The organism is Allobosea sp. GW821-FHT09G06 (assembly GCF_059416005.1).
Genome location: NZ_JBWKOI010000001.1, coordinates 1,005,880 through 1,029,297, shown reverse-complemented (window position 1 = coordinate 1,029,297; position 23,418 = coordinate 1,005,880). Strand labels below are relative to the sequence as shown.

At 67.2% G+C, this 23,418-nt stretch carries 21 protein-coding genes; 8 read left to right on the top strand and 13 right to left on the bottom strand.

The genetic code is table 11. The annotated features are described in order from the left end of the window. From AC07NY_RS04910 to argH, 4 genes are all read right to left on the bottom strand, one after another. Positions 1-2,748, bottom strand: coding sequence for a TIGR02302 family protein (locus AC07NY_RS04910; RefSeq protein ID WP_494582217.1), 2,748 nt, complete (start codon positions 2,746-2,748; stop codon positions 1-3). Positions 2,749-2,972: 224 nt separating this feature from the next. Next, positions 2,973-4,262, bottom strand: a complete 1,290-nt coding sequence (gene lysA / locus AC07NY_RS04905; protein ID WP_494582215.1) for a diaminopimelate decarboxylase — start codon at positions 4,260-4,262, stop codon at positions 2,973-2,975. Between the two features lie 102 nt (positions 4,263-4,364). Beyond that, complete coding sequence (lptM, locus tag AC07NY_RS04900; protein WP_492285136.1) at positions 4,365-4,628, bottom strand: LPS translocon maturation chaperone LptM; 264 nt, start codon at positions 4,626-4,628, stop codon at positions 4,365-4,367. Between the two features lie 152 nt (positions 4,629-4,780). Then, on the bottom strand, positions 4,781-6,163 hold the full coding sequence (argH, locus tag AC07NY_RS04895; protein WP_494582214.1) for an argininosuccinate lyase: 1,383 nt from the start codon (positions 6,161-6,163) through the stop codon (positions 4,781-4,783). 30 nt (positions 6,164-6,193) lie between these two features. Here argH and tlpA point away from each other — a divergent pair, with 30 nt between their 5' ends. From tlpA to AC07NY_RS04870, 5 genes are all read left to right on the top strand, one after another. Beyond that, a complete protein-coding gene (tlpA, locus tag AC07NY_RS04890; RefSeq protein WP_494582213.1) occupies positions 6,194-6,820 on the top strand; it encodes a thiol:disulfide interchange protein TlpA in 627 nt (208 codons plus the stop codon). Positions 6,821-6,895: 75 nt separating this feature from the next. Next, the gene (locus tag AC07NY_RS04885; protein WP_494582212.1) at positions 6,896-7,870 is read left to right on the top strand and encodes a hypothetical protein; all 975 of its coding nucleotides are present in this window, start codon (positions 6,896-6,898) and stop codon (positions 7,868-7,870) included. Between the two features lie 66 nt (positions 7,871-7,936). Further along, a complete protein-coding gene (locus AC07NY_RS04880) occupies positions 7,937-9,667 on the top strand; it encodes a carbamoyltransferase family protein (RefSeq protein ID WP_494582210.1) in 1,731 nt (576 codons plus the stop codon). A 106-nt stretch (positions 9,668-9,773) separates the two neighbouring features. Continuing rightward, entirely contained in the window at positions 9,774-10,022 is a 249-nt protein-coding gene (locus AC07NY_RS04875; RefSeq protein WP_494582209.1) for a DUF1272 domain-containing protein, read from the top strand. A 52-nt stretch (positions 10,023-10,074) separates the two neighbouring features. Next, the gene (locus AC07NY_RS04870) at positions 10,075-10,716 is read left to right on the top strand and encodes a glutathione S-transferase family protein (RefSeq protein WP_494582207.1); all 642 of its coding nucleotides are present in this window, start codon (positions 10,075-10,077) and stop codon (positions 10,714-10,716) included. A 75-nt stretch (positions 10,717-10,791) separates the two neighbouring features. On the opposite strand, the gene grxD is transcribed toward AC07NY_RS04870, so the two are convergent. The 6 genes from grxD to AC07NY_RS04840 form a co-directional block, all read right to left on the bottom strand. Further along, positions 10,792-11,127, bottom strand: a complete 336-nt coding sequence (gene grxD / locus AC07NY_RS04865; RefSeq protein ID WP_113585809.1) for a Grx4 family monothiol glutaredoxin — start codon at positions 11,125-11,127, stop codon at positions 10,792-10,794. A 47-nt stretch (positions 11,128-11,174) separates the two neighbouring features. Beyond that, positions 11,175-11,411, bottom strand: a complete 237-nt coding sequence (locus AC07NY_RS04860) for a BolA family protein (protein ID WP_061970071.1) — start codon at positions 11,409-11,411, stop codon at positions 11,175-11,177. 12 nt (positions 11,412-11,423) lie between these two features. Beyond that, positions 11,424-13,634 (bottom strand): phosphoribosylformylglycinamidine synthase subunit PurL, encoded by a 2,211-nt coding sequence (gene purL, locus AC07NY_RS04855; protein WP_494582205.1) that lies wholly within the window; start codon positions 13,632-13,634, stop codon positions 11,424-11,426. Positions 13,635-13,728: 94 nt separating this feature from the next. Beyond that, positions 13,729-14,166, bottom strand: coding sequence for an acyl-CoA thioesterase (locus AC07NY_RS04850; protein ID WP_494582203.1), 438 nt, complete (start codon positions 14,164-14,166; stop codon positions 13,729-13,731). Further along, entirely contained in the window at positions 14,163-15,050 is an 888-nt protein-coding gene (locus AC07NY_RS04845) for a methyltransferase domain-containing protein (RefSeq protein ID WP_494582201.1), read from the bottom strand. Before AC07NY_RS04845 ends, AC07NY_RS04850 begins: the two co-directional genes overlap by 4 nt. A gap of 170 nt (positions 15,051-15,220) precedes the next feature. Further along, positions 15,221-16,099 (bottom strand): UTP--glucose-1-phosphate uridylyltransferase, encoded by an 879-nt coding sequence (locus AC07NY_RS04840; RefSeq protein WP_494582199.1) that lies wholly within the window; start codon positions 16,097-16,099, stop codon positions 15,221-15,223. A gap of 168 nt (positions 16,100-16,267) precedes the next feature. Between AC07NY_RS04840 and galE the strand changes: the two genes are divergently transcribed. Beyond that, positions 16,268-17,260: a UDP-glucose 4-epimerase GalE gene (gene galE / locus AC07NY_RS04835; protein ID WP_492285144.1), complete on the top strand. Its 993-nt coding sequence runs from the start codon at positions 16,268-16,270 to the stop codon at positions 17,258-17,260. A gap of 15 nt (positions 17,261-17,275) precedes the next feature. Here the strand turns inward: galE and rnk are convergent, their stop codons facing one another. Beyond that, positions 17,276-17,686, bottom strand: a complete 411-nt coding sequence (gene rnk / locus AC07NY_RS04830) for a nucleoside diphosphate kinase regulator (protein ID WP_494582197.1) — start codon at positions 17,684-17,686, stop codon at positions 17,276-17,278. Positions 17,687-18,066: 380 nt separating this feature from the next. Here rnk and AC07NY_RS04825 point away from each other — a divergent pair, with 380 nt between their 5' ends. Together AC07NY_RS04825 and AC07NY_RS04820 are read left to right on the top strand one after the other, a co-directional pair. Beyond that, positions 18,067-19,302, top strand: coding sequence for a lytic murein transglycosylase (locus tag AC07NY_RS04825; RefSeq protein WP_494582196.1), 1,236 nt, complete (start codon positions 18,067-18,069; stop codon positions 19,300-19,302). Between the two features lie 55 nt (positions 19,303-19,357). Then, positions 19,358-20,560 (top strand): SGNH/GDSL hydrolase family protein, encoded by a 1,203-nt coding sequence (locus AC07NY_RS04820; protein WP_494582194.1) that lies wholly within the window; start codon positions 19,358-19,360, stop codon positions 20,558-20,560. On the opposite strand, the gene AC07NY_RS04815 is transcribed toward AC07NY_RS04820, so the two are convergent. Next, entirely contained in the window at positions 20,561-22,075 is a 1,515-nt protein-coding gene (locus AC07NY_RS04815) for an ABC-F family ATP-binding cassette domain-containing protein (RefSeq protein ID WP_494582192.1), read from the bottom strand. A 255-nt stretch (positions 22,076-22,330) separates the two neighbouring features. Further along, a complete protein-coding gene (locus AC07NY_RS04810; RefSeq protein WP_494582191.1) occupies positions 22,331-23,353 on the bottom strand; it encodes a helix-turn-helix domain-containing protein in 1,023 nt (340 codons plus the stop codon). Between the last annotated feature and the right edge of the window lie 65 nt (positions 23,354-23,418).

Genomic DNA, 23,418 nt, shown 5'->3' with positions numbered 1-23,418 from the left:
TCAATTCCGCCTGAGCAGCCGTTCCAGATAATCCAGCTCTTCCGCCGGCCTCAAGGGATCGCCAAGCCGCTTGCGCAGCTCCTCCAGGATGCGCCGTGCCCGCTGGGTCGCGCTCTCGTCGGCGCCCGGCACCTTGACCCGGCCATCGGCCCAATCGCGCTGGCGCTGCGGCCGGCCGAGCGGGTCCTCGCTGCCGCGCTGCTGCGCCGAGGGACGGCCCGCAGGACGGCCATCCGGCTCGCCATAAGCCTGCCCCTCGCCTTCGCCCTCGCCGGGCTGGCCCTGCATCTGCTGGGCGAGGTTCTGGCCGCCCTTGCGCAGGGCTTCCAGCGCACGGCCCTGCGCATCGAGCGCGCCTTCGCCCTGGCCCTGGCCGAGCTGGCCTTCCGCCTCGCGCATCGCGTCCTCGGCCTCGTCGAGTTCGCCGTTCTGCGGCGCACCCATGCCGCGCATCCGGCGCTGCAGATCCTGCAACCGCTCGCGCAAAGCCTGCTGGCGCTGCGATAGGCCCTGCCCCTGGCCCTGACCGTTCTGGCCCTGCATGCCCTCGCCGCCTTCGCCGTCCTCGCCCTGCTCGCCGGGCTGCTGCCCCGGCTGCTGGCCGCGCTGGCCCTGTTGACCGCGTTGCCCCTGCTGGCCTTGCTGACCCTGCTGGCGCTGACCCGGCCGTGCCTGCTGCTGGCCGGGGCGCTGGCCGCGCTGGGTCTGGCCCTGCCCTTGCTGGCGGCGCTGCTCGTTCTGATAGGTCTCGTCGCGCAGGTTCTGCTGGTCCCGCGTCATCCGGTCGAGATCGCCGAGCGCCTGGTTCATCTCGCGCTGGCGCGGATCCTGCTGGCCCGGACGCGCCATCTGGAGATTGTTGAGCATCCGGTTGAGCTCTTCCATCAGGCGCTGCGCCTCGGCCATGTCGCCGCGCTTCGACAGCTCCTCGATGCGGTCGAGCATGTTCTGCAGGTCGCGCGGCGTCACCGTGCGGAAATTCTCGGGCAAGCGGGCCTGGTCGCGATCGCCGTTCTGCTGTTGCTGGCGCATCATCTGCTCGGCGAGCTGGCGCATGAAATTGTCCATGGCCCGGCGCATCTCGTCGGTGAGCTTCTTGATTTCCTCCTCGGAAGCGCCGCGCTCCAAGGCCTGCTGCAGGTTTTCCTGCGCCTGCCGGAGCGCGCGCTCGGCATCGGACATGTCGCCGTCCTCGAGCTGGAGCGCCATCGCCCACATCAGCTCGGAGACCTCGCGCAGGGCATCGTCGCCGGCGGCCCGGCGCAGGCGCTCGCTCAGCATGCGCATGCCCAGATAAACGCCCGGCTCCTTCATGAAGAGCGACGGCTCGATCATCAGCGCATCCATGGCGAGCTGCACCTTGGAGCGGTCCTCGACATCCATGACGAGCTTGCGGCGCTGCTCGACCAAGGCCTTCGCCAGAGGCTTGGTGAAGGTGCGCTGCGGCAGCACGACTTCGAGCGGTTCGCTGCGGCCCTCCTGACCGGCCTCGTCCTTGGCGATCAGCACCATCCTGACCTTGGCGCCGGCCCAGGGATGCGCGGAGAAATCGACCGTGCTCTTGTTCTCATCCTCGCCCGAAGCGGAAGACGGCACGGCGAGATTCTGCTTCGGCGGCTCGACCAGCGAGCGCCCGCCCTTGGCCACGTCGGGACGTGAGACATTCACCTCGATCGAGGCGATGCCGTAATCGTCCTTGGCCTTATAGGTGATGCCGAGGCCACCGGACTGCGCCCCGGTGACCGGCTTCGGCGGATCGGTGAAGGCGATGGTCGGCGGCTGGTCGGCGACGGAGGTGATGGTGAGCGTGGTGCCGGGCGCGCCGCTGCCGGTGAGCTTCAGCGTGCCGTTGCCGGCGAGCGTAAAGCGCTTCTCCAGCACGGCCTGCTGCGGGCCGGACGGCTGGGCCGGCTTCGCGGGCGCAGCCTTGGCCTGGGCATCCTTGCCTTCGCCCTCCTTGTCGTCGGGCTTGATCAGGTCGAGCCGCCCGGTCGTGGCGACGTCCATATTCGTCTTGCCGGCGATGCGCACGACGATGACGGATTTCTCGGGTGCGCTCAGATTCGGGCTCGCCAGCTTGGCGAAATCGATCAGGATCGGCGGCAGGCGCGTATAGGCCGGCGGGTCGATCCAGGCATCGATCCGGGTCGAGGCTGCGATGGCGGACGGCCCCTTCCAGTCGAAGGCGGCGGAGAGCCGCTGCGTGACCTCGGGACCGGCAACGAAGAAGCCGGTAATGGCGGCGAGCAGCGGCACGGCGCGCAACGCCCGCCTGTCGTGGCCGGCCATGCGCGGCTGCGGCGGCTGAACCCGCAGGGAGGCGACCTGCCGGCTCTGACGCTCGACATGCAGCTTCCACAAGGCCTGCGAGACCGGATCGGCCGAGCCGATCGCGAGGCTGTCCTCCAGCGACGAGGCCGGGCGATGGCCCTCAGTGAAGGAGCGGTCGAGCCGCGTCAGCGCATCGCGATGCGTCGGCAGGACGAGGCGGGCGACATGCCAGAGGCTGGCGGCGAAAGCTCCCGCGAAGGCGAGCACGCCGACGATCCGCCCGTACCAGGGCAGATGCGTCCACAATCCGAACCAGGACACGGCGAGGAAGGCGAGGACGACCGCGAGCGGCAGCCAGAGCCGCGGCCACAGCCGCTCCCAGCCGAGCGACATGCGCGAGGCCAGCGCGAGACGGCCGAGCCGCTGGCGGATGCCGTCGATCGTGTCGGGCGCCTTGCGGCGCTCTGCCTCGCTCATGCCATCGCTCCGGGCAGCCCCCATTTCCGTCTGAACTTGCCTGACTCAAGCAGGCTAGCACGGGAATGTGGCATTGCCAGCGCGAAGAGGCGCCAACGCACAGCGCTCCGCCTTTCGTGAACGGACGCACAGGCCGTCATGCTCGGGCTTGACCCGAGCATCTCGGAAACCAGTCCCCGCTGGTCATGAGATTCTCGGGTCAAGCCCGAGAATGACGCGCGAATTTACGCGAACCAGCCGGGCAGCTTGTCCGTGCCGATGAGCTCCTCATAGCTCTGGCGCGGCCGCGTCACGGCGTACTGGTCGCCCTTGACCATGACCTCGGCGACCAGCAGGCGCTGGTTATAGGTCGAGGACATCGAGGCGCCGTAGGCGCCGGCCGTCATGAAGGCGATGAGGTCGTTCTGGCGCAATTGCGGCAGCTTGCGCCCGGTGGTGAAGGTGTCACCCGATTCGCAGATCGGCCCGACCACGTCATAGGCCAGCTCCGGCCCGCCGATCACGGGCTCCGTCACCGGCCAGATCTCGTGATAGGCCTCGTACATCGCCGGGCGGACGAGGTCGTTCATCGCCGCGTCGACCACGAGGAACTGCTTGGTCGGACGCGGATTGAGATGCAGCACCCGTGTCAGCAGGATGCCGGCATTGCCGACGATCAGGCGGCCGGGCTCGAAGCCGAGTTCGACATCGAGCCCCTTGGTCACCTTGGCGACCATCTCGGCATAGGCCTCGATCAGCCCCGGCCCGTAATCGAAGGTCCGGGGGATGTCGTAGGGGATGCCGAGCCCGCCGCCGAGATCGAGCCGGTCGACGCGGTGCCCCTCGCCCTTCAGGTCCCCGACCAGCGCGACCATCTTGGTGTAGGCTGCCTCGAAGGCATCGATCTCGCCGATCTGGCTGCCGATATGGACGGCAAGGCCCATAATCCGCACGCCCGGCATGTTGGCCGCACGCGAGTAGAGCCGGCCGACCTCCTCGAAGGAGACGCCGAACTTGTTCTCGGACGACCCGGTCGTGATCTTGGCATGGCCACCGGCGCCGATGTCCGGATTGACCCGGAAGACCGCTTCCTGCCGCTTGCCGAGCTGGCTTGCGACCTTCGAGAGCAGGTCGAGCTCGCTCTCGCTCTCGATATTGACCTGGTAGATGCCGGCCTCGACCGCGAAGCGCAATTCCTGCTCGCTCTTGCCGACGCCGGAGAACACGATCTTCTCAGGGGGAATGCCGGCGGCCAGCGCCTTGCGCACCTCGCCTTCGGAGACCGTGTCGATGCCGGCGCCGAGCGCGCCCAGCGTCTTGAGCACGCCGAGATTGCCGTTCGCCTTCATGGCGTAGAAGACATGGGTCTTACCGGCCGGCGCGGTCGTCTTCATCGCCGCCTCGAACAGCTTGTAGTGCCGCTCGATCGTCGCGCTCGAATAGACATAGACCGGCGTGCCAATCTCGGCCGCGATCCGCTGGAGATCGACGCCCTCGGCATGAAGCGAGCCGTCGCGATAGGCGAAATGATGCATGGGATAAGCTCGCAGTCAGGCTAGGCAGGCGTCATCCTCGGGCGGAGCGAAGCAGCGACCCGAGCCTGACGCGGAATAGGGACGTAGCGACGGCGCAGGCCGTCACATCAGCGGGTCAAGGACGAAGGACCGGTTCGGCACGGTGATCGCCCGGTTGGCCTTGGCCGGCTTGGCCAGCACGGAGGCCGAGCCCAGGGAGGCCGGATCGTTCTCCTTGGCGCCGATCTGGTCGTCCGGCAGGTCGATGGCGCCCGTCGCATTGGGCGGCGCCTCCAGCGGCCCCTTGCGCCCGCAGGCGCCGAGCGCAACGGCCAGCAGACCGACGACCAGCAAGGTGCGGCCAAGTTTCAGGCGGGAATCAAGCACGAAAACGAACCCTCGGGGCGAAACGTGGCGGGACCTTAGCGGAGGATGCGGCGGAGCGCGAGAGTCTCCGCATGCGTCATTCTCGGGCAAGCGCAGCGCCGACCCGAGAATCCCTTGCAGGAGATGCTCGGGTCAAGCCCGAGCATGACGCCCTATTTGGAGAGCTGCTTCAGCCAGCGCCTGGCCTGCTTGCGGACATTGGCCGGAGCCGTGCCGCCATAGCTGACGCGGCTCTTCACCGACTGGTCGACGCCGAGCACGGCGAAGACGGCTTCCGTGATCTTTGGCTCCACGCCTTGCATCTCGGCAAGCGAGAGCTTCTCCAGCCCGACCTTCTTCTCCGAGGCGATGCCGACGAGGCGGCCGGTGACGTGATGTGCATCGCGGAACGGCATCTTCAGCACCCGCACCAGCCAGTCGGCGAGATCGGTCGCCGTGGCATAGCCGAGGCCGGCGGCCTTCTTCATCACCTTGAGATCGGGCTGCATGTCGCGGACCATGCCGGCAGTCGCGGCAAGGCACAGCGACAGCGTCTGGAGCGCGTCGAACGTGCCTTCCTTGTCTTCCTGCATGTCCTTCGAATAGGTCAGCGGCAGGCCCTTCATCATGGTCAGCAGGCCCTGCAGCGCACCGAAGACGCGCCCCGCCTTGCCGCGCACCAGCTCGGCCGCATCGGGATTGCGCTTCTGCGGCATGATCGAGGAGCCGGTCGAGAACGCGTCGGATAGCCGCACGAAGCCGAATTGCGGCGTCGACCACAGCACGATCTCCTCGGCGAAGCGCGAGAGATGCATCGCGCAGATCGAGGCCGCCGAGAGCGTCTCCAGCACGAAATCGCGGTCCGAGACCGAATCGAGCGAGTTCGCCGTCGGCCGGTCGAAGCCGAGCGCCTTCGCCGTCATGTGCCGGTCGATCGGGAAAGAGGTACCGGCGAGCGCGGCCGCACCGAGCGGACACTCGTTGAGGCGGGCGCGGGCATCGCGGATGCGGCTGCGGTCTCGGCCGAGCATCTCGACATAGGCGAGCAGGTGATGGCCGAAGGTGACCGGCTGCGCCGATTGCAGATGGGTGAAGCCCGGCATCACCGCGCCGGCGTAAGCTTCGGCCTTTTCGGCCATGGCGAGCTGGAGATCGGCCATCTGGCCGTCGATCTCGTCGAGCGTGTCGCGCACCCACAGCCGCATGTCGGTCGCGACCTGGTCGTTGCGCGAGCGGGCGGTGTGCAGGCGGCCGGCGGCGAGGCCGATCTTGTCCTTGAGGTTAGACTCGACGTTCATGTGGACGTCTTCGAGCGCCCGCGAGAACGTGAAGGCGCCGCTCTCGATCTCGCCCTCGACCTTTTTCAGGCCGGCGATGATCGTCGCGACATCTTCTTTCGTCAGGATGCCGGTCTCGGCCAGCATGGCCGCATGCGCCAGCGAGCCGCGGATATCCTGGCGCCAGAGCTTCTGGTCGAAATCGATGGAGGCGTTGATCTCCTCCATGATGGCGTCGGGACCTGTGGCGAAACGCCCACCCCACATGCGATTGCTCACGACGGTCTTTCCTGCTTTTGAGGACGCATAATGACGTCTGGAAAAAAGATCGGACTGGCCCTCGGGGTCGTGGCGGCGCTCGGCCTCGCTGGCATAGCTGCCTTCTACTCCGTCACGGGCGATGCCGGCAACGGATCATGCAGCGCGGCGCGCACGGCGGTCGCGCGCATGAAGCCGCTGGTCAAGGGCGAGGTCGCGGCGGTCGAACTGCGCGCCAATCCGCAGCCGGCGCCTGCGCTCGCCTTCACCGGGCCGGACGGCCAGCCGACGACGCTGGCCGCGCTGAAGGGCAAGACACTGCTGGTCAATCTCTGGGCGACCTGGTGCGCGCCCTGCCTGAAGGAAATGCCCTCGCTCGACGCGCTCCATAAGGAGATGGGCGGGCCGGATTTCGCGGTCGTCGCGATCAATATCGACACGCGCAACCTCGACAAGCCGAAGGCCTGGCTCGCCGATAACCGGATCACGGCCCTGCCCTTCTACGGCGATCCGCAGGCCGCGACCTTCCGGGTCCTGCGCGCCGCCCACAAGGTCGAGGGCATGCCGGTCAGCCTGATCGTCGACAAGGCCGGCTGCGAGCTCGGCATCATCCAGGGACCCGCCGACTGGGCGAGCGCCGATTCGAAGGCGCTGATGAAGGCCGCCATCGGCCGCTGATTGACGGCTTTGAACCTCGCGGGCTTATTGCGCGACGGTGGGAGGTAGCATCCGTCTTAAGCGAGGTCTTCAATCGTGAACATATCCACCTTCCGCGCGGCGCTTCTGCGCTGCCTCCTCGCCGTGTCTCTGCTGGGCGCCGGCCTCGGGCTTGCCCAGGCCCAGGACCGCAAGGCCATCACCGGCACCACCGTTTCGCTTGTCCCGCTCGCTGGCTTCACCCTCTCGACGACCTTCGCTGGGCTCGAAAGCGTGAGCACCAAGGCCTCGCTCCTCGTCGTCGAACTGCCGCCGCAGGCGCATGACCAGCTCGCCCCGCTCTTCAAGGACGTCGACAAGGCCAAGGCGAATTTCGCCCGCCAGAACATCACCGTCGACGACATCGAATCGATCGAGACCGGCGCCGGCCCCGCCCCGCTGATCACCGGCAGCCAGGAGGCGAACGGCACGAGCTACGACAAGTGGATCGTGCTGCTGAAGGGCGAGAAGACGGTGATGATCACCGTCCAGTCGCCGGATGGCGCCGATCTCGACCCCGACGACATCGTCGCGATGCTGAAGACGGTCTCGCTCGGCGCCCCGCCCAGCATCGCCGACAAGCTCAAGGCCCCGCCCTTCACGGTCGCAGCCGCCGAGCCGTTCCGGATCCTCGATACGCTCGGCGGCTCCGGCGTATTGATGACAGCCGGCCCGCTCGATACCGACCCCTCCGGCACGCAGCCGATCATCGTCGTCGCCTACCAGCTCTCCGCGCCGATCCCGGCCGACAAGCTGGAAGCGAGCGCCGAAGCCCTGCTCAAGCAGACCAAGAATCTCGAAGCTGCCACGATCGCGAAGCGCGAGCGCGTCACCTTCGCCGGATCGCCCGGCGTGCTGCTGACCGGCACGGCCACGGATCGCGGCACCGAGAAGCGCTTCGCGCAGTACATGGCGGTCGGAGCAGACGGACGCTTCGTCCGCCTCATCGCGATCGCCCCGGCCAGCGCCTATGACGCCGTGAAGGCGGGCATCGAGAAGGTCGCGGCCAGCATCGCCTTCGCCGCGAAGTAAGCGCGCCTGTCACGCGCCCAGCCCAATTGGATTGGCTGATGGCGCCGACAAGGGTAAGGCAGGCGCATGACCTATACGATCGGCCTTGCCACCACCTTCCACGACCCCGCCATCGCGATCATCGGTCCCGATGGCGAGGTTCTCTTCGCGGAAGCGACCGAGCGCTATCTGCAATACAAGCGCGCGCCGAACTGCGAGCCGGATTCGGCGCCGCGCATGGAAGGGCTGCTGAAGCGCTACATCCCGGAGGGCGCCGAAGTCCGCATCGCCACCAGCTGGGGCGAGGATTTCACCGGCTTCCTCGACCAGATGGCCCGCGCCGGCTCCTTCACGCTGGACGCGCTGCTCAAGCTCTCGCCCGAGCTCAACCGCTCGCTGGTGCCGGAACGGACCGAGCGGGCCTTGATCGCCTCGCTCCATCTTAGCCAGCAGCGCGCCGGCATGGGCGTTCTGCTCGGGCTCGACCGCGCCTATGGCAAGGCCAATGTCACCGGCCTGAAGCGCTATGGCCACCATCTCAGCCACGCCGCCTATGCCTGCTGGTCCTCGCCCTTCGACAACGCCGCCTGCCTCGTCGTCGACGGCATGGGCGAGACCGGCGCCTCCGCGATCTTCGCGCTGGAGAACGGCAAGCTGCGCGAAGTGAAGCGCCATCGTGGCCGGGAATCGATCGGCTTCTATTTCGGGCTCGTCACCGACCTTGCCGGCTTCGACCAGGCCAAGGGCGAGGAATGGAAGATCATGGGGCTCGCGCCCTACGGCAAGACCGACCCCGAACTGATGGCGCTGCTGCGCAAGCTCTATCAGATAGAGGGCCACAAGCTCTCCTTCGCCAAGGCCGATGTGGTGCAGGGCGTCGCCGCTGAGATTCTGGCCAAGCGCCCGGCGGATGCTCTCGACCAGGGCTGGGCCGATCTCGCCCGCTGCGGGCAGGACGTCTTCGCCGAGATGATGGAAGCGCTGCTGGCTGAGGCAGCTGCGCTCGTGCCAGCTGAAAACCTCGTCATGGCCGGCGGCTGCGCGCTGAACTCCTCCTTCAACGGCAGGATCGCCGGCCGCCACGGCTTCAAGACGGTCTTCGTGCCCTCCGCGCCGGCCGATGACGGCAACGCGATCGGCGCGGCCTGGCTCGCCCACGCGGAAGCCAATCCGGACTGGCGTGCGCCGAAGGGACCGCTGACACCCTATCTCGGCTCGACCGTCTCGACCGAGCCCTTCGAACGCATGCAGCTCTGGGAAAAGCGCCTGCGCAAGCTCGCTCCCGACGAGATCGCGCCGGTCACCGCCAAGCTTCTCACCGAAGGCAAGCTGATCGGCTGGGTGCAGGGCCGCGCCGAGTTCGGGCCGCGCGCGCTTGGCAACCGCTCGATCATCGCCGACCCGCGCCCGGCCGATGCCAAGGACATCCTCAACGCCAAGGTGAAGTACCGCGAGGCCTTCCGGCCCTTCGCGCCCTCGATCCTGGCCGAGCATGCCGCCGACTGGTTCGAGAACTACCAGGACGCGCCCTATATGGAGCGCACGCTGGTCTGGAAGGAAGCGGTCCGCCACCGTGTCCCGGCCGTCGTCCATGAGGACGCGACCGGCCGCATTCAGAGCGTCACGGCGGAACGCAACCCGCGCTATCACGCGCTGATCTCGGCCTTCCATGACCTGACAGGCGTGCCGGTGATCCTGAACACCTCCTTCAACATCATGGGCAAGCCGATCCTGCACACGGCCGAAGACGCGATCCTGATGTTCTATACGAGCGGGCTCGACGCGCTGGTGATCGACGACTGGCTGCTGGTGAAGTAACCGACAGCCGACCGATCCGCCCCGTTGATCGGTCGGATCACGCGAAATCGCTGGTTTCAGTCCAGTTTGCGGTCATTCTTCCGGCCCATCGGAAGGAGACGACGCCATGCTGCAATTGCGCCCGAACTGCGAATGCTGCGACCGCGACCTGCCGCCGCAATCGCGCGACGCCCTGATCTGCACCTTCGAGTGCACGTTTTGCGTGGGCTGCGCCGAGACGCGCTTCGCCGGCACCTGCCCGAATTGCGGCGGTGACCTCGTGCGCCGGCCGATCAGGCCGGAGCGGATGCTGGAGAAATATCCGGCCTCGACCGAACGCGTCCGCAAGCCGCACCCGCAATGCGCGGCGGCTTGAATCTGTTACGGATGTATCCGAAGAGGCTGATCAAGCAACCAGTGAGCATGCTATGACGCTCATGCCTGTCGTCTATGGCGCGCCCTACAGCGTCTATGTCCGCGCAGTCAGGCTGGCGCTTGAAGAAAAGGGCGTGGCCTACCGGCTGGACCCGGTTGACGTCTTCGCCAAAGACGGGCCGCCTGCTTCCCTGCTGGAGCGACAGCCGTTCGGCCGCATCCCCGCCTTCGAGCATGATGGCTTCCGGCTTTACGAAGCCGGGGCCATCGAACGCTATGTCGATGAGGCATTCCCCGGGCCTGCCCTGCAGCCTTCTGCGCCGGGCGAGCGTGCCCGCGTCAATCAGCTGACGAGCATCCTCGACTCCTACGCCTATCGCACGCTGGTCTGGGACATCTACGTGGAGCGGATTTCTGCTCCCAAGCAGGGGCGTGCCCCAAACGAGGAGAGAATCCAAACCGCCCTGCCCAAGGCGCGGCTATGCCTGCGCGCGATCAATGACCTGATGGATGGCGAGCCTTATCTCGCCGGCGCCGCGCTGACGCTGGCCGATCTTCATGCCGCGCCCATGTTCGCCTATTTCACGCTGGCACCGGAGGCCGAGGCACTGCTCGCCGAGCAGCCCGCCATCAAGGCCTGGTGGGCGGCCATGGTCCAGCGACCTGCAGTGCAGGCCACCGTCTTTCCGGCCTAGACAGCTTTGCTGCGGAGATCAGCGAAAACCGCCCGCGGCCCTTAGGTGCGAGCGGGTTCGCGGCGTTAGCGAGCCTCAGCTCGCCTGCTTCACCGCGATGCCCTTCTCTTCGAAGAGTTGCTGCAACTCGCCGGCCTGGAACATCTCGCGGGTGATGTCGCAGCCGCCGACGAACTCGCCCTTGACGTAGAGCTGCGGGATCGTCGGCCAGTTCGAATAGGCCTTGATGCCCTCGCGGATTTCCTGGTCCTCGAGCACGTTCACGCCCTTATAGGGCACGCCGATATAGCCAAGGATCTGCGCGACCTGGCCGGAGAAGCCGCACATCGGGAATTGCGGCGTGCCCTTCATGAAGAGCACCACGTCGTTGTTCTTCACTTCCGCTTCGATGCGGGCATTGACGTCGGACATCGTCTCGTCTCCTGAAGCGGGTTCAAGGCCCGCCGGATGGTCTCGTTCTAATCTTGGGGAACGCTGGTCGTCAGCGCAAGGGCGTGCAGCACGCCGCCCATATTCCCCTGGAGCGCGGCATAGACCATCTGGTGCTGCTGCACCCGGGTCTTGCCCTTGAAGGCGGCCGAGACGACGGTCGCGGCATAGTGGTCGCCGTCGCCGGCCAGATCCTTGATCTCGATCGCCGCATCCGGCAGCGCCGCCTTGATCATGCGCTCGATCTCGTGGGCATCCATCGCCATGGGTCGAACTCCTCAGGCCGCCTTGCCGGCCATATAGGACGGCAGCCAGTCTTCGTGGATCTTGCGGAGATCGGCGATCGCCAGAGCCGGCTCGCCGGGCAGGGCAAGAGCCGCGCCGCCCGTCTTGCCAATGGCGAGCGCCGGCACGCCGGCAGCCTTAGCAGCCGCGATCACGGCATCGGCCTCGGCAGCCGGAACCGTCAGGACATAGCGCGCCTGATCCTCGCCGAAGAGCGCGGCATGGGCGGGGCCAGCCGGCAGCGTCTCGATGGTGGCGCCAATGCCCTTGGCCATCGCCATCTCGGCGAGCGCGACCGCAAGGCCGCCATCCGACAGGTCATGGCAGGTCGAGACCTTGCCCGACGCGATCAGCCCGCGGACGAAATCGCCGTTGCGGCGCTCGATCGCGAGATCGACCGGCGGCGGGGCGCCCTCTTCACGGCCGCAGATTGTCGCGAGATAGGCGCTCTGGCCGAGCCACCCGGCGGTCTCGCCGATCAGGATGATCGCCTCGCCCTCGGCCTTGAAGGCGACGGTCGCATGTTTCGTCACATCGGCCATGACGCCGACGCCGCCGATGGTCGGGGTCGGCAGGATCGAGATGCCGTTGGTCTCGTTGTAGAGCGAGACGTTGCCGGAGACGACCGGGAAGTCGAGCCCCTTGCAGGCCTCACCGATGCCACGGATGCAGCCGACGAGCTGGCCCATGACCTCGGGCTTCTCGGGGTTGCCGAAATTCAGGTTGTCGGTGATGGCGAGCGGCGTCGCACCCGTCGCGGTCAGGTTGCGCCAGGCTTCGGCCACCGCCTGCTTGCCGCCCTCGAACGGATCGGCCTCGCAATAGCGCGGCGTCACGTCGGCGGTCATGGCGAGGCCCCGCGGCCCGTCCTCGATGCGGATCACGCCGGCATCGCCGCCCGGCGTCACCGCGGAATTGCCGAGGATCAGCGTGTCGTACTGCTCCCAGATCCAGCGCTTGGAGGAGAGGTCCGGCGAGCCGATCAGCTTCTTCAAGGCTTCCGCGTTGCCGCAAGGCGCGGCGACGCTCGCGGCCGCGATGCGCTGCTGCGGCGCGGTCTCGATCCAGGGCCGGTCGTATTCCGGAGCCTCGTCGCCGAGCTCCTTGATCGGCAGGTCGGCCATGACCTCGCCCTGGTGCTTGATGACGAAGCGCAGCGTGTCGGTGGTGTGGCCGATGACGGCGAAGTCCAGGCCCCACTTCTTGAAGATCGCCTCGGCGGCGTCCTCATGGCCGGGCTTGATCACCATGAGCATGCGCTCCTGGCTCTCCGAGAGCATCATCTCATAGGCGCTCATGCCCTCCTCGCGGCAGGGCACCTTGTCGAGGTCGAGCTCGACGCCGAGATCGCCCTTGGCGCCCATCTCGACGGCCGAGCAGGTCAGGCCGGCAGCGCCCATGTCCTGGATCGCGTCGACATGGCCGGCGGCCATGATCTCCAGGCAGGCTTCGAGCAGCAGCTTCTCGGCGAAGGGGTCGCCGACCTGCACGGTCGGGCGCTTCTCCTCCGACTTGTCGTCGAATTCGGCCGAGGCCATGGTCGCGCCGTGGATGCCGTCGCGGCCGGTCTTCGATCCCAGATAGACGATCGCCTTACCGACGCCCGAAGCCTTGGCGTAGAAGATCTCGTCGGCCTTGGCGATGCCGACCGCCATGGCGTTGACGAGGATGTTGCCGTCATAGCGCGTATGGAAACCGGTGGCGCCGCCGACATTCGGCACGCCGAAGGAATTGCCGTAGCCGCCGATGCCGGCGACGACGCCCGAGACGAGATGGCGGGTCTTCGGATGATCAGGCGAGCCGAAGCGCAGCGCGTCGAGCACCGCGATCGGACGGGCGCCCATGGTGAAGACGTCGCGCAGGATGCCGCCGACGCCCGTCGTCGCGCCCTGATAGGGCTCGATGAAGGACGGATGGTTATGGCTCTCCATCTTGAAGACGATGGCCGTGCCCTCGCCGATATCGATGACGCCGGCATTCTCGCCCGGCCCCTGGATCACCCAGGGCGCCTTGGTCGGCAGCGTCTTCAGATGGATCTTGGACGACTTGTAGGAGCAGTGCTCGTTCCACATCGCCGAGACGATGCCGAGCTCGGTGATCGTCGGCTCGCGGCCGATCAGATGCAGGAAGCGCTGGTACTCGTCCGGCTTCAGGCCGTGCTCGGCGACGAGCTGCGGGGTGATCTTGATGTCGTTCGGAATCACGGGCTCAGGGTTCCTGACGGTCCGGCGATAGGGGTTGGCAGGGGCATAGCCTGCCTTAACGTGCGAGACAACATTCCCGGTGCGAACGGCGCTTTCAGCTCTGGATGGCGGCGAGTGCCGCCCTGAGCGGCGCCGGTATCGGCACGGGCTTCTGGCTCGCGCGCTCGACATAGACATGGGTGAATCGCCCTTGCGCCGCAGCTTGGTCGCCACCTTGCCGGAAGATGCCGATGCGATAGGTCACCGAGCTGTTGCCGAGCCGCTCGACCGCGATCCCGGCCTCCACCGTCTCGGGAAAGGCGACGCTCTCGAAATAGGTGCAGCCGGTCTCGACCACGAGTCCGACGATCTCGCTGCCGGAAAGGTCGAGGAAGCCGCCCTCGATCAGCCAGGCATTCACCGCCGTGTCGAACCAGCCATAATAGACGACATTGTTGACATGGCCGTAGGCGTCATTGTCGTGCCAGCGCGTCGGGATGGCACGGAAGACACGGAAATCAGTGCGTGTCAGGCGCGGCTGGCGTTCGCTCACCCCTCGCCTCCCGGCTTCTCGCCCGCCTTGATCTCCGGCACGCCGAGCGCATCGGCCAATCGCGCCTTGGCCGAGCCCGGCTTCAACGGCTTCTGCTGGCTCTCATGCGGCGCCCAGCCGGAGACCCAGACGAATTCGAAGGTCGCCGGCAAACGACCGTCCGGGTCGGCGAAGCGTTCGGCATAGAGCGCAGCCGCGCGCAGCAAGGTTTCGCGCCGCGATGGTGTCTTGCGCCGGGCGACCAGCGCATTGGCCCAGGCCATGGCGCGCAGGTCGCGGAACAGCCCGAAGGCGTCGCGGTAGCGCACCGTGACGATCTCGCTGTCGATGACGGGCAAGGCGAAGCCGGCCCGCTGCAGGAGCCCTCCGAGATCGCGGAGGTCGGCGAAGGGCGCGACGCGCGGGCTGACCCCGCCCGTCGTCTCGCTCTCGGCTTCGAGCAACGCCTGCCGGAGTTCCTGCAAGCTCCGCCCGCCAAGCAGGCAGCCCATGAACAGACCGTCGGGCTTCAGCGCCCGCTTGATCTGGATGAGCGCGCCGGGCAGGTCGTTGACCCCGTGCAGCGCGAGCAGCGAGACGGCGAGATCGAGCGAGCCGGCGGCGAAGGGCAGGCTTTCGAGATCGCCGACGAGATCGGCTTGGGTGCCTTCAGCCTCCACCATGCGCAGCAATCGCCCGGCCCGGCCGGCAAGGACAGGAGCGACCACGGGCAGCGCCGTGCCGAGATCGGCCGCGACAGCGAACTCACGCAGCACCGCGCCAAGCCGATCCTCCAGATCATCCGCCGCGCGCTGCAGCAGGAAATCCGGATAATCGCCGGCAAGCGCGCGCCTCAGCCGCGAACGGCCGAGCCCCCGATCGAAGACGAGACTCTGGTCACTCAACGTTGCACCGTCATAAGGGACATGAGCCCTCATCCTGAGGAGCAGCCGCGAGGCTGCGTCTCGAAGGATGCTCCAGCTTGCTCCTGAGCCTTCTGGACCGTCCTTCGAGACGCCATTCCTAACCGGAATGGCTCCTCAGGACGAGGGCTGGAGACTGGAGAACCGCCGCCTCAGCGCTCCAGCAGCTTCTCGATTTCCGCGCGCAGTTGCGGGCCGAGATCGCTGCGGTCGAGCGCATAGGCGACGTTCGCCGCGAGGAAGCCGATCTTCGAGCCGGCATCGTAGATCTCGCCATCGAAGCGCACCGCGAAGAACGGCTCCAGATGCGACAGCGCGATCATCGAATCGGTCAGCTGGATCTCTCCGCCCGCGCCCTTTTCCTGGTTGGCGAGCAGGTTGAAGATCGTCGGCTGCAGAATGTAGCGGCCGGAAATATGCAGGTTGGACGGGGCCGTGCCCTTCGGCGGCTTCTCGACCATGCCGGTGATCTTCGAGACCTTGGCCTTGGCGTCCTGGACGCCGACGATGCCGTATTGATGGGTCTGGTCATCAGGCACGGGCGCGACGGCGATGTGGTTGCCGCCATGCTGGTCATAAGCCGCGATCATCTCGGCGAGGCAGCCCTTGCCATGGCTGTAATGCAGCATGTCCGGCAGCAGCAGCGCGAAGGGCTCGTCGCCGACGAGTTCGCGCGCGCACCAGACGGCATGGCCGAGGCCGAGCGGCGCCTGCTGGCGGGTGAAGCTGGTCGCGCCGGCGGCCGGCAGGTCGTGCTTCAGCGCCTCCAGCTCTTTCGTCTTGTTGCGCTTGGCCAGCGTGTCGTCGAGCTCGTAGGCCATGTCGAAATGGTCCTCGATCACCGCCTTGTTGCGGCCGGTGACGAAGATGAAATGCTCGATGCCGGCGGCGCGCGCCTCGTCCACGACATGCTGCACGACCGGACGGTCGACGATGGTGAGCATCTCCTTCGGGATCGCCTTGGTGGCGGGCAGGAAGCGGGTGCCGAGACCAGCGACGGGGAGAACGGCCTTGCGGATGCGTTTCGTCATGCAAAATCCATTGGGCGCGATAGCCTGCCGAAGCCAGGCGATGATCGGAACGGCCGTACAACTGTCATGGTTGCCGGCCATCAGGCGGTATTAGCTGACAGGCCTTGAGAAGCCGTCAACGGTTTTTCGATAGGTCCGGTTCCTGACGAAGATGAGGCGAGAGAGACGATGGCGGTATTGGTTTCCGGCGGCGCCGGCTACATCGGCAGCCACATGGTGCTGGAATTGCTGGATCGCGGCGAGAAGGTCGTGGTGCTCGACAACCTCTCGACCGGCTTCTGGTGGGCGGTGCCGCCCGAGGCGATCTTCGTCCAGGGCGATATCGGCAACCAGGAACTGGTCGAGGGCCTGATCGGCGAATATGACATCACTGAGATCGCGCATTTCGCCGCCAGGATCGTGGTTCCGGAATCGGTCACCGACCCTCTGGGCTATTATTTCAACAATACCGTGAAGACCCGCGCGCTGATCGAGAGCGCCGCGCGCAAGGGCGTGAAGCACGTCATCTTCTCCTCCACCGCCGCCGTCTATGGCGAGCCGCCAGTCTCGCCGGTGCCGGAAGAGATCGCGCTCAACCCGATCAACCCCTATGGCCGCTCCAAGCTGATGAGCGAGTGGATGCTGCAGGACGCGGCGAAGGCGCATGGCTTCTCTTACGTCGCGCTGCGCTATTTCAACGTCGCGGGCGCCGATCCGAAGGGCCGTTCCGGCCAGTCCTCGCCGAACGCCACCCATCTGATCAAGGTGGCGAGCCAGGCGGCACTCGGCCAGCGTGACGGCCTGACCGTGTTCGGTACCGATTACGCGACGCCGGACGGCACCTGCGTGCGCGACTATATCCACGTCACCGATCTCGCCCGCGCCCATCTCGCCGCGCTCGACCATCTGCGCGGCGGCGGCGAGAGCCTGACGCTGAACTGCGGCTATGGCCGCGGCTATTCGGTGAAGGAGGTCGTCGAGGTCGTGAAGAAGGTCTCTGGGATCGATTTCCCGGTGGCGCTGGCGGAGCGCCGGGCCGGTGACCCTGCCTCGCTGATCGCGCGTGCCGACCGCATCCGCGCCGAGCTCGGCTGGCAGCCGGAGCATGACGATCTCGAGGAGATCGTCGGCCAGGCGCTCGCCTGGGAAGAGAAGCTCAGGACGAAGAACGCCTCGGCCTGAGCTTTCGGACAGATATCAGGGTGCAGCCGGCTCCTCGGCCGGCTCGCGCACTTCGAGCACCGTCAGGCGCTTCACGTCGCCGGAGCGCGTCGTCCAGTCGATCGAGCGCTCGGCGGCCATGCCGATCAGCGCGACGCCGATCGGCGTCATCACCGAGATCCGGTTCCTTTCGATATCGGCATGTTCAGGCCAGACCAGCGTGATGGTGCTCTCACGCTTGGTGGTTTCGTCGCGATAGACGATCTGGCTGCCGATGCGGGCGTGATCGGCCGAGACCCGGCTTCCCGGCAGGATGCGGGCGCGGTCGAGCTCATGGGTCAGCTCGGCGGCGAGATCGGGCATGGTGTTGGCCGCGCCGGCCGCGATGCGGCTCAGCATGGCATGGTCCGCGGCCGTGACGGTGATGGCGGGACGCTTGGCAGTCATGGGAACAGTCTTTCATGGAAAAGGCGAGCGCCCGCCGGCGGATGGAAACCGCGCGGCACGAAAGGTCGAACTCGCAGGGAAATTGAGGAGATGAAGCGCCCCCGAACCGGCGGCGCGACGCGCGACAGGCCCGGGGCTAGAAGCCCGCGATGAGGTTGCCCGAGCGGTGCAGACCGCGGCGGAAAGGGGACGCGCTATTCATCGGCCGAGAATCTGACAATCGCCGGAGCTTGTCAAATCACGAACACGTCTCATTGCCTGCCGCGCCATAGCGTCGCTGATAGGCCCGAACGCCGCCCCGCTGGCGCTCCCTTAACCCTTGATTAATCTTGTTCGGGCGCTGTGAAGATGTTTCCATCCAGCATTCGCCGGGAGTGTCCATGCGCCTGTCCGTCATCGCAGCTTCGGCCCTGATCAGCCTGGCACCGGCGCTGGCCCAGACCACCGGCTCGATCAACGCATCCGGCGCCCATGCCCGCAGCAATGCGCAGGCGACCCCGGCCAGCGCCTCCTTCGACGTCTTCGTGCAGCGGCTCTGGCCGCAGGCACAGGCGCGCGGCATCTCGCGCACGACCTTCGACCTCGCCTTCCGCGGCGTGACGCCAGATTCGTCCATCGTTGCGCTCACCAAGAAGCAATCCGAATTCAGCGCTCCGATCTGGAATTACCTGGAGAACGCCGTCGGCGGCTCCCGCATCCAGCGCGGACGCGAGGCCGCGGCCGAGAACGCCTCCGTCCTCGCCCAGGTCGAGGCGCGCTATGGCGTGCCCAAGGAGGTCGTCCTCGGCGTCTGGGGCATGGAAACCAATTACGGCTCATTCAAGGGCAGCAAGGACGTCATCCGCTCGCTGGCGACGCTGGCCTCGATCCGCTACCGCGGCGACTTCTTCCGGGATGAATTGCTGACCGCGCTCGAACTGATCGAGAAGGGCCATGTCGAGCGCAGCGAACTGAAGGGCTCCTGGGCCGGCGCCATGGGCCATACCCAGTTCATGCCGTCGAGCTACATGAAATACGCGGTCGACTGGACCGGCGACGGCCATGCCGACATCTGGACCTCGTCGAGCGATGCCATCGCCTCCACCGCCAATTATCTCAAGGGCTATGGTTGGGTGCCGGGCCTGCCCTGGGGCATGGAAGTGACGCTGCCTGATGGCTTCGACCACCGCCTCGACAAGGCGAGCTTCTCCAGCTTCGCCTCCGCCGGCATCCGCCGTGCCGATGGCGGCCGCCTGCCCTCCTCCGGCGAAGGCCGGCTGTTCTACCCGGCCGGCCATACCGGCCCGGTAATGCTGCTCACCGCCAATTTCGACGTCATCAAGAAGTACAACTCGTCCGACGCCTATGCGATGGCCGTCGGCCATCTCGGCGATCGGATCGCCGGGCGCGCCGCCATCCAGGGCAACTGGCCGACCAAGGCGCCGCGCCTCGACATGGCCGCGACCCGCGACCTCCAGAACCGCCTGAAGGCGCTCGGCCTCTACAACCACGACGCCGATGGCCGCATCGGCACCGGCACGCGCGAGGCCGTCCGCCGCTACCAGATCAGCGCGGGCGAGATCGCCGACGGCTACCCGACCCCGGCCCTTTTGACCAAGCTGCGCGGCAAGCGCTGACTCGTGGCCGCTCCCGGCCTATAATGCCGGGCGAAGGGGACCACTGGATCGGTCGATGCGCCTGCGTTCGCTTGCCATGGTTCTGGGTGCCACCTGCCTGCTCCTCCTGACGGGCGGGCCGGTCTCCCTCGCCCAGCAGCAGCCGCAACAGCAGCGCAGCCTGTTCCAGATGTTCTGGCAAATACCGGCTCAGCCACGGACCGCGCCGCAGCCGCGCCAGCGCGTCGCGCCCGTTGCCCGCCGCCGCGATGCGCCCGTCGTCGTCCGCGACGATCCGGTCATTCCCAAGGTCGATGTCGCCCATCATGTCCTCGTCATGGGCGACTCGCTCGCGAACTTGCTCGCGAACGGCCTGGACGATGCCCTCAACAGCCGCCCCGATGTCGAGGTGATCCACCGGGCCAAGCCCGATTCCGGGCTGGTCCGCAGCGATTTCTACGACTGGCCAAAAACCGCTTCCGAGTTTCTCGCCAGCGACCAGAAGATCAGCATCGGCGTCATCCTGCTCGGCCTCAACGACCGACAGCCGCTGCGCGAGGGCGACACCGTCCATGAGCCCCTGAGCCCGCGCTGGCTCGAACTCTACCGCGACCGGATCGACGCCATCGCCAATGCCTTCGCCGGCAAGCGCGTGCCCTTGATCTGGGTCGGCGCGCCGCCGATGCAGAACGGGCGCCTCTCGGCCGACATGATCACCTTCAACGACCTCTATCGCCAGCGCGTCGAGAAGGCGGGCGGGCAATATGTCGATCTCTGGGGCGGTTTCGTCGACGCCGAGAACCGCTATGCCGCGACCGGCCCGGACGTCTCCGGCCAGCCGGTGCGCCTGCGCCTCGGCGACGGCATCCATTTCACCGCGGCCGGCGCCCGCAAGGCCGCCCACTTCGTCGACCTCGTCATCCGCCGCATGATCGAGGCCGCTCCGCAGAACAGCGTCATCGCCCTGCCCGTCTCGCCCGAGACCGGCGCCCCCAGCGCCCTCGAACTTCAGCCCGGCGGCGTCGAGCGCTTGATCGACCAGATGGTCGCGGGCGTGCCGACAATCGGCCTGCCCGCCGCCTTGCAGGCCCGCCCGCTCGCCGGGCCGATCCAGCCCCTCACCGGGCAGGCGGCGACCACCGAGCAGCCACTGCTCGCCTCGATCACCGAGGCGCGCGGGCGCGGCGACGCCGCGCTCCAGCTCGAACGCGTCTTCGGCCAGGGCATCGCGCCGGACCCGGTCTCGGGCCGGCTCGACGATTACCGCTGGCCGCGCTGATCAGCCCGCCATCAGCCGGTCGAAGACCGGATCGGGATCGTCGACCTCGACCAGTTTCTTAGCCGTGATCACCCAGATCCGCGTCGCCACCGCCCGCACGAAGGCGCGGTCATGGCTGACCAGCAGGCAGGCCGTTTCCTGCTTGATCAGCTCGCCCTCCAGCATGTCCTGCCCCTCGATATCGAGATGGTTGGTCGGCTCGTCCAGCAGGTAGAAATTCGGCTCGGCCAGACGCAGCAGCAGCATCGCGAGCCGCGCCCGCTGCCCGCCAGAGAGCCGCGCCGTCGGCGCGGTCTGCGCCTCACTCGCGATCCCGGCACCGGCCAGCACGGTTCGCGCGGTCTGGTCGCCGAGATCGCTGGAACGCTTCACCGCGTCCCAGGGCGTGCGCCAGGCGTCGAGCTGCGACAGGCCCTGATCGGAATAGCCGGCCTTCAGGGTCGCCGCGCCACGGATCTCCGGGTCGGATCCGTCGAGCGCCGCCCGCAATCGCGTGACGAAGCGCGTCTTGCCGCTGCCATTGGCCCCGAGCAGCGCGATCCGGTCGCCCTTCTCGATCCAGAGCGGGCCAGTCCGGAACAGCTGCCGCCCATCCGGCGTAGCGACCGCGGTTTCCTTGATCGAGACCAGCGCCTTGGCATGGGTGCCACTGCTGGCGAGCCGGATCGCGCCGGCCGAGCGCTCCTTGTGCCCGGGCTTGGCCCGCTCCTCCAGCTTGTCAGCCCGTTCGGAGAGTTGCTTGGTCTTGACCACCAGCAGGTCCGAGCCGGAATTGATGCCGATATTCTTCAGCTTGGCCGCCTGCTGGCGAAGCGCCCGAACCTTGCGCATCTCGTTCTCGAACTGCCGGTCCCGCGCCGCGTCGCGCTCCTCAAGCGCCTGCAGCGCCCGCGAATAGGGCAAGGCGAAATCGGCGCTCTCCGCCGGGCGCAGGAACAGGGTGCGCGTGCTGACATCGTCGAGGAAGGCGCGGTCATGGCTCGCCGCTACCACGGCGCAGTCGCGCGGCAGGTTGGCAAGGAAACGCTCCAGCAGGCCGATCCGTTCGAGGTCGAGATGGTTGGTCGGCTCGTCCAGCAACAGCAGATCGGGTTCGATGACCGCAGCCCGCGCCAGCAGCATCGTGCGCTGCCAGCCACCGGAGAGCGTGCCCACAGCACGGCTGCGCAGGCTCTCCTCGACCATGAGATCGTCGAGCAGCACGTCGACGCGCCAGCTCTCGGTCTCCGCCGCCTCGGGATCGAGCGCATCGCGCACGGCATCGTAGAGGCTCATCGTTAGGAGGCGCTCGGGCGGGTCCTGCGGCGCGAAGGCGGTAACGAGACCGCGCGACCGGGTCAGCGTTCCGCCGCTCGCCTCCTCCGTGCCGGCCAGGATGCGCAGGAGCGAGGATTTGCCGCGCCCATTGACGGCGACGAGGCCGAGGCGGTCGCCCTTGGCGATGGCAAGGTCGAGACCGACGAAAAGCGGCGCGCTGCGCGCGAGCGTGAGGTCTTTCAGGGTGATCAGGGACATCGGAATCTCATAAAGTCAGGCATGCGCGCATGAGCGCGCCAACAAAGGCTGACGATGAGACGGCGATGCGCTCCCGGTCAGCCCCGCGAGGTGAAGCGCGGGGCGCAGACAGGTCCGCGGGTGCGGCAATGGAAGCGGCGGCGCGGCGCCTGCTTCCCCTTCTGGTTCGATGTCATGGCGGCAATCATAGCCGAGTCGGCGCGGTTGAACAGGGCGCTTGCCGTGGTCGTCCGCGGTTATGCGCCGTGAACGGTTCTAATCCCGCGCGATCTGACGGAGGAGGTCATGCAGATTGGGCGCCTCGGAAGCCCGCGCCTTCGCGAGCGCAGCCTCGACGGGCGCGGCGGACAGCCGGCTATACATCACATCGCGGGGAGCGAGCCCGAACTCCCTCCGGAAGGACCGGCTGAAGCTGGATGGCTCGGAAAAACCGAGTTCCTCAGCGATCGTCGCCACGGAGCGCCCTCCCGCATTCCGTGACAATTCGTTGAAACACCGCCTCAGGCGCCGCCGCTGGATGTAATGCGCCACGCCTCCTTCGCTCTCGAACAGGCGATAAAGCTGCGAGCGCGACATGCCGGCCTCCCGGCACAGGAAATCCGGCCCCAGGACGGGGTTGTTCAGGTGGAGGTCGATGAGCCGCCGGACGACCTCCTTGCGCGTCGCGGCCAGCGGCGCCTCGGCCATGACGCTGTGATCGGCCGATGGCGCGACGCAGGCGAGCAGCATCCCGCGAACCGCGGTCTGCAGCTCCTCCGGATCCGTGTTCGACAGGGCCGAGGCGGTGCGCGCCATCAGGGCAATGAACTCGCTCAGGAGCTGGCCCATCTGGCCGCCGAGAGGGCGCCCCTCTGCCGCTTCGAAAACAGCCGACAATTCGGGAAAGCCGTCGCGTGGCAGATAGAGCTGCAAACGCTCGTCCGCATCGCGTTGGCTGACGAGCGGACGCCCGAAGGACGCGACGTAGGGGGTGTTGGCCGGCACGTCGAGCGCGCCCTGCCTGCCGGATTCGCCCAGAGTCCGCTGGTAACCGAAGGCGACACCCCAATGATCGATGGGGTTGCGCCGGACGAGGCTCGCGGTGCGCATCGCCCGCAGCTTCGGAGCACGCAGGCGGGTCAGGCCGAAACCGCCGAGATCCCAGGTTTCACTCGTCGCGGAGAAGCCTTGCCGGGGGTCATCGACCTCGATCTCGAAGACCGTGTCGAACCAGCTGCGCCAGGCGTCGAGCTGTTGCGCTTTCGGTAGGCCCTCGGTGGTGAAGATAACCGGTGTCATGGAACCGAGCCGGACCAGGGAGTGCAATCTGTCTTGCACTCCCATTCCACATGACGGTCAAGTTA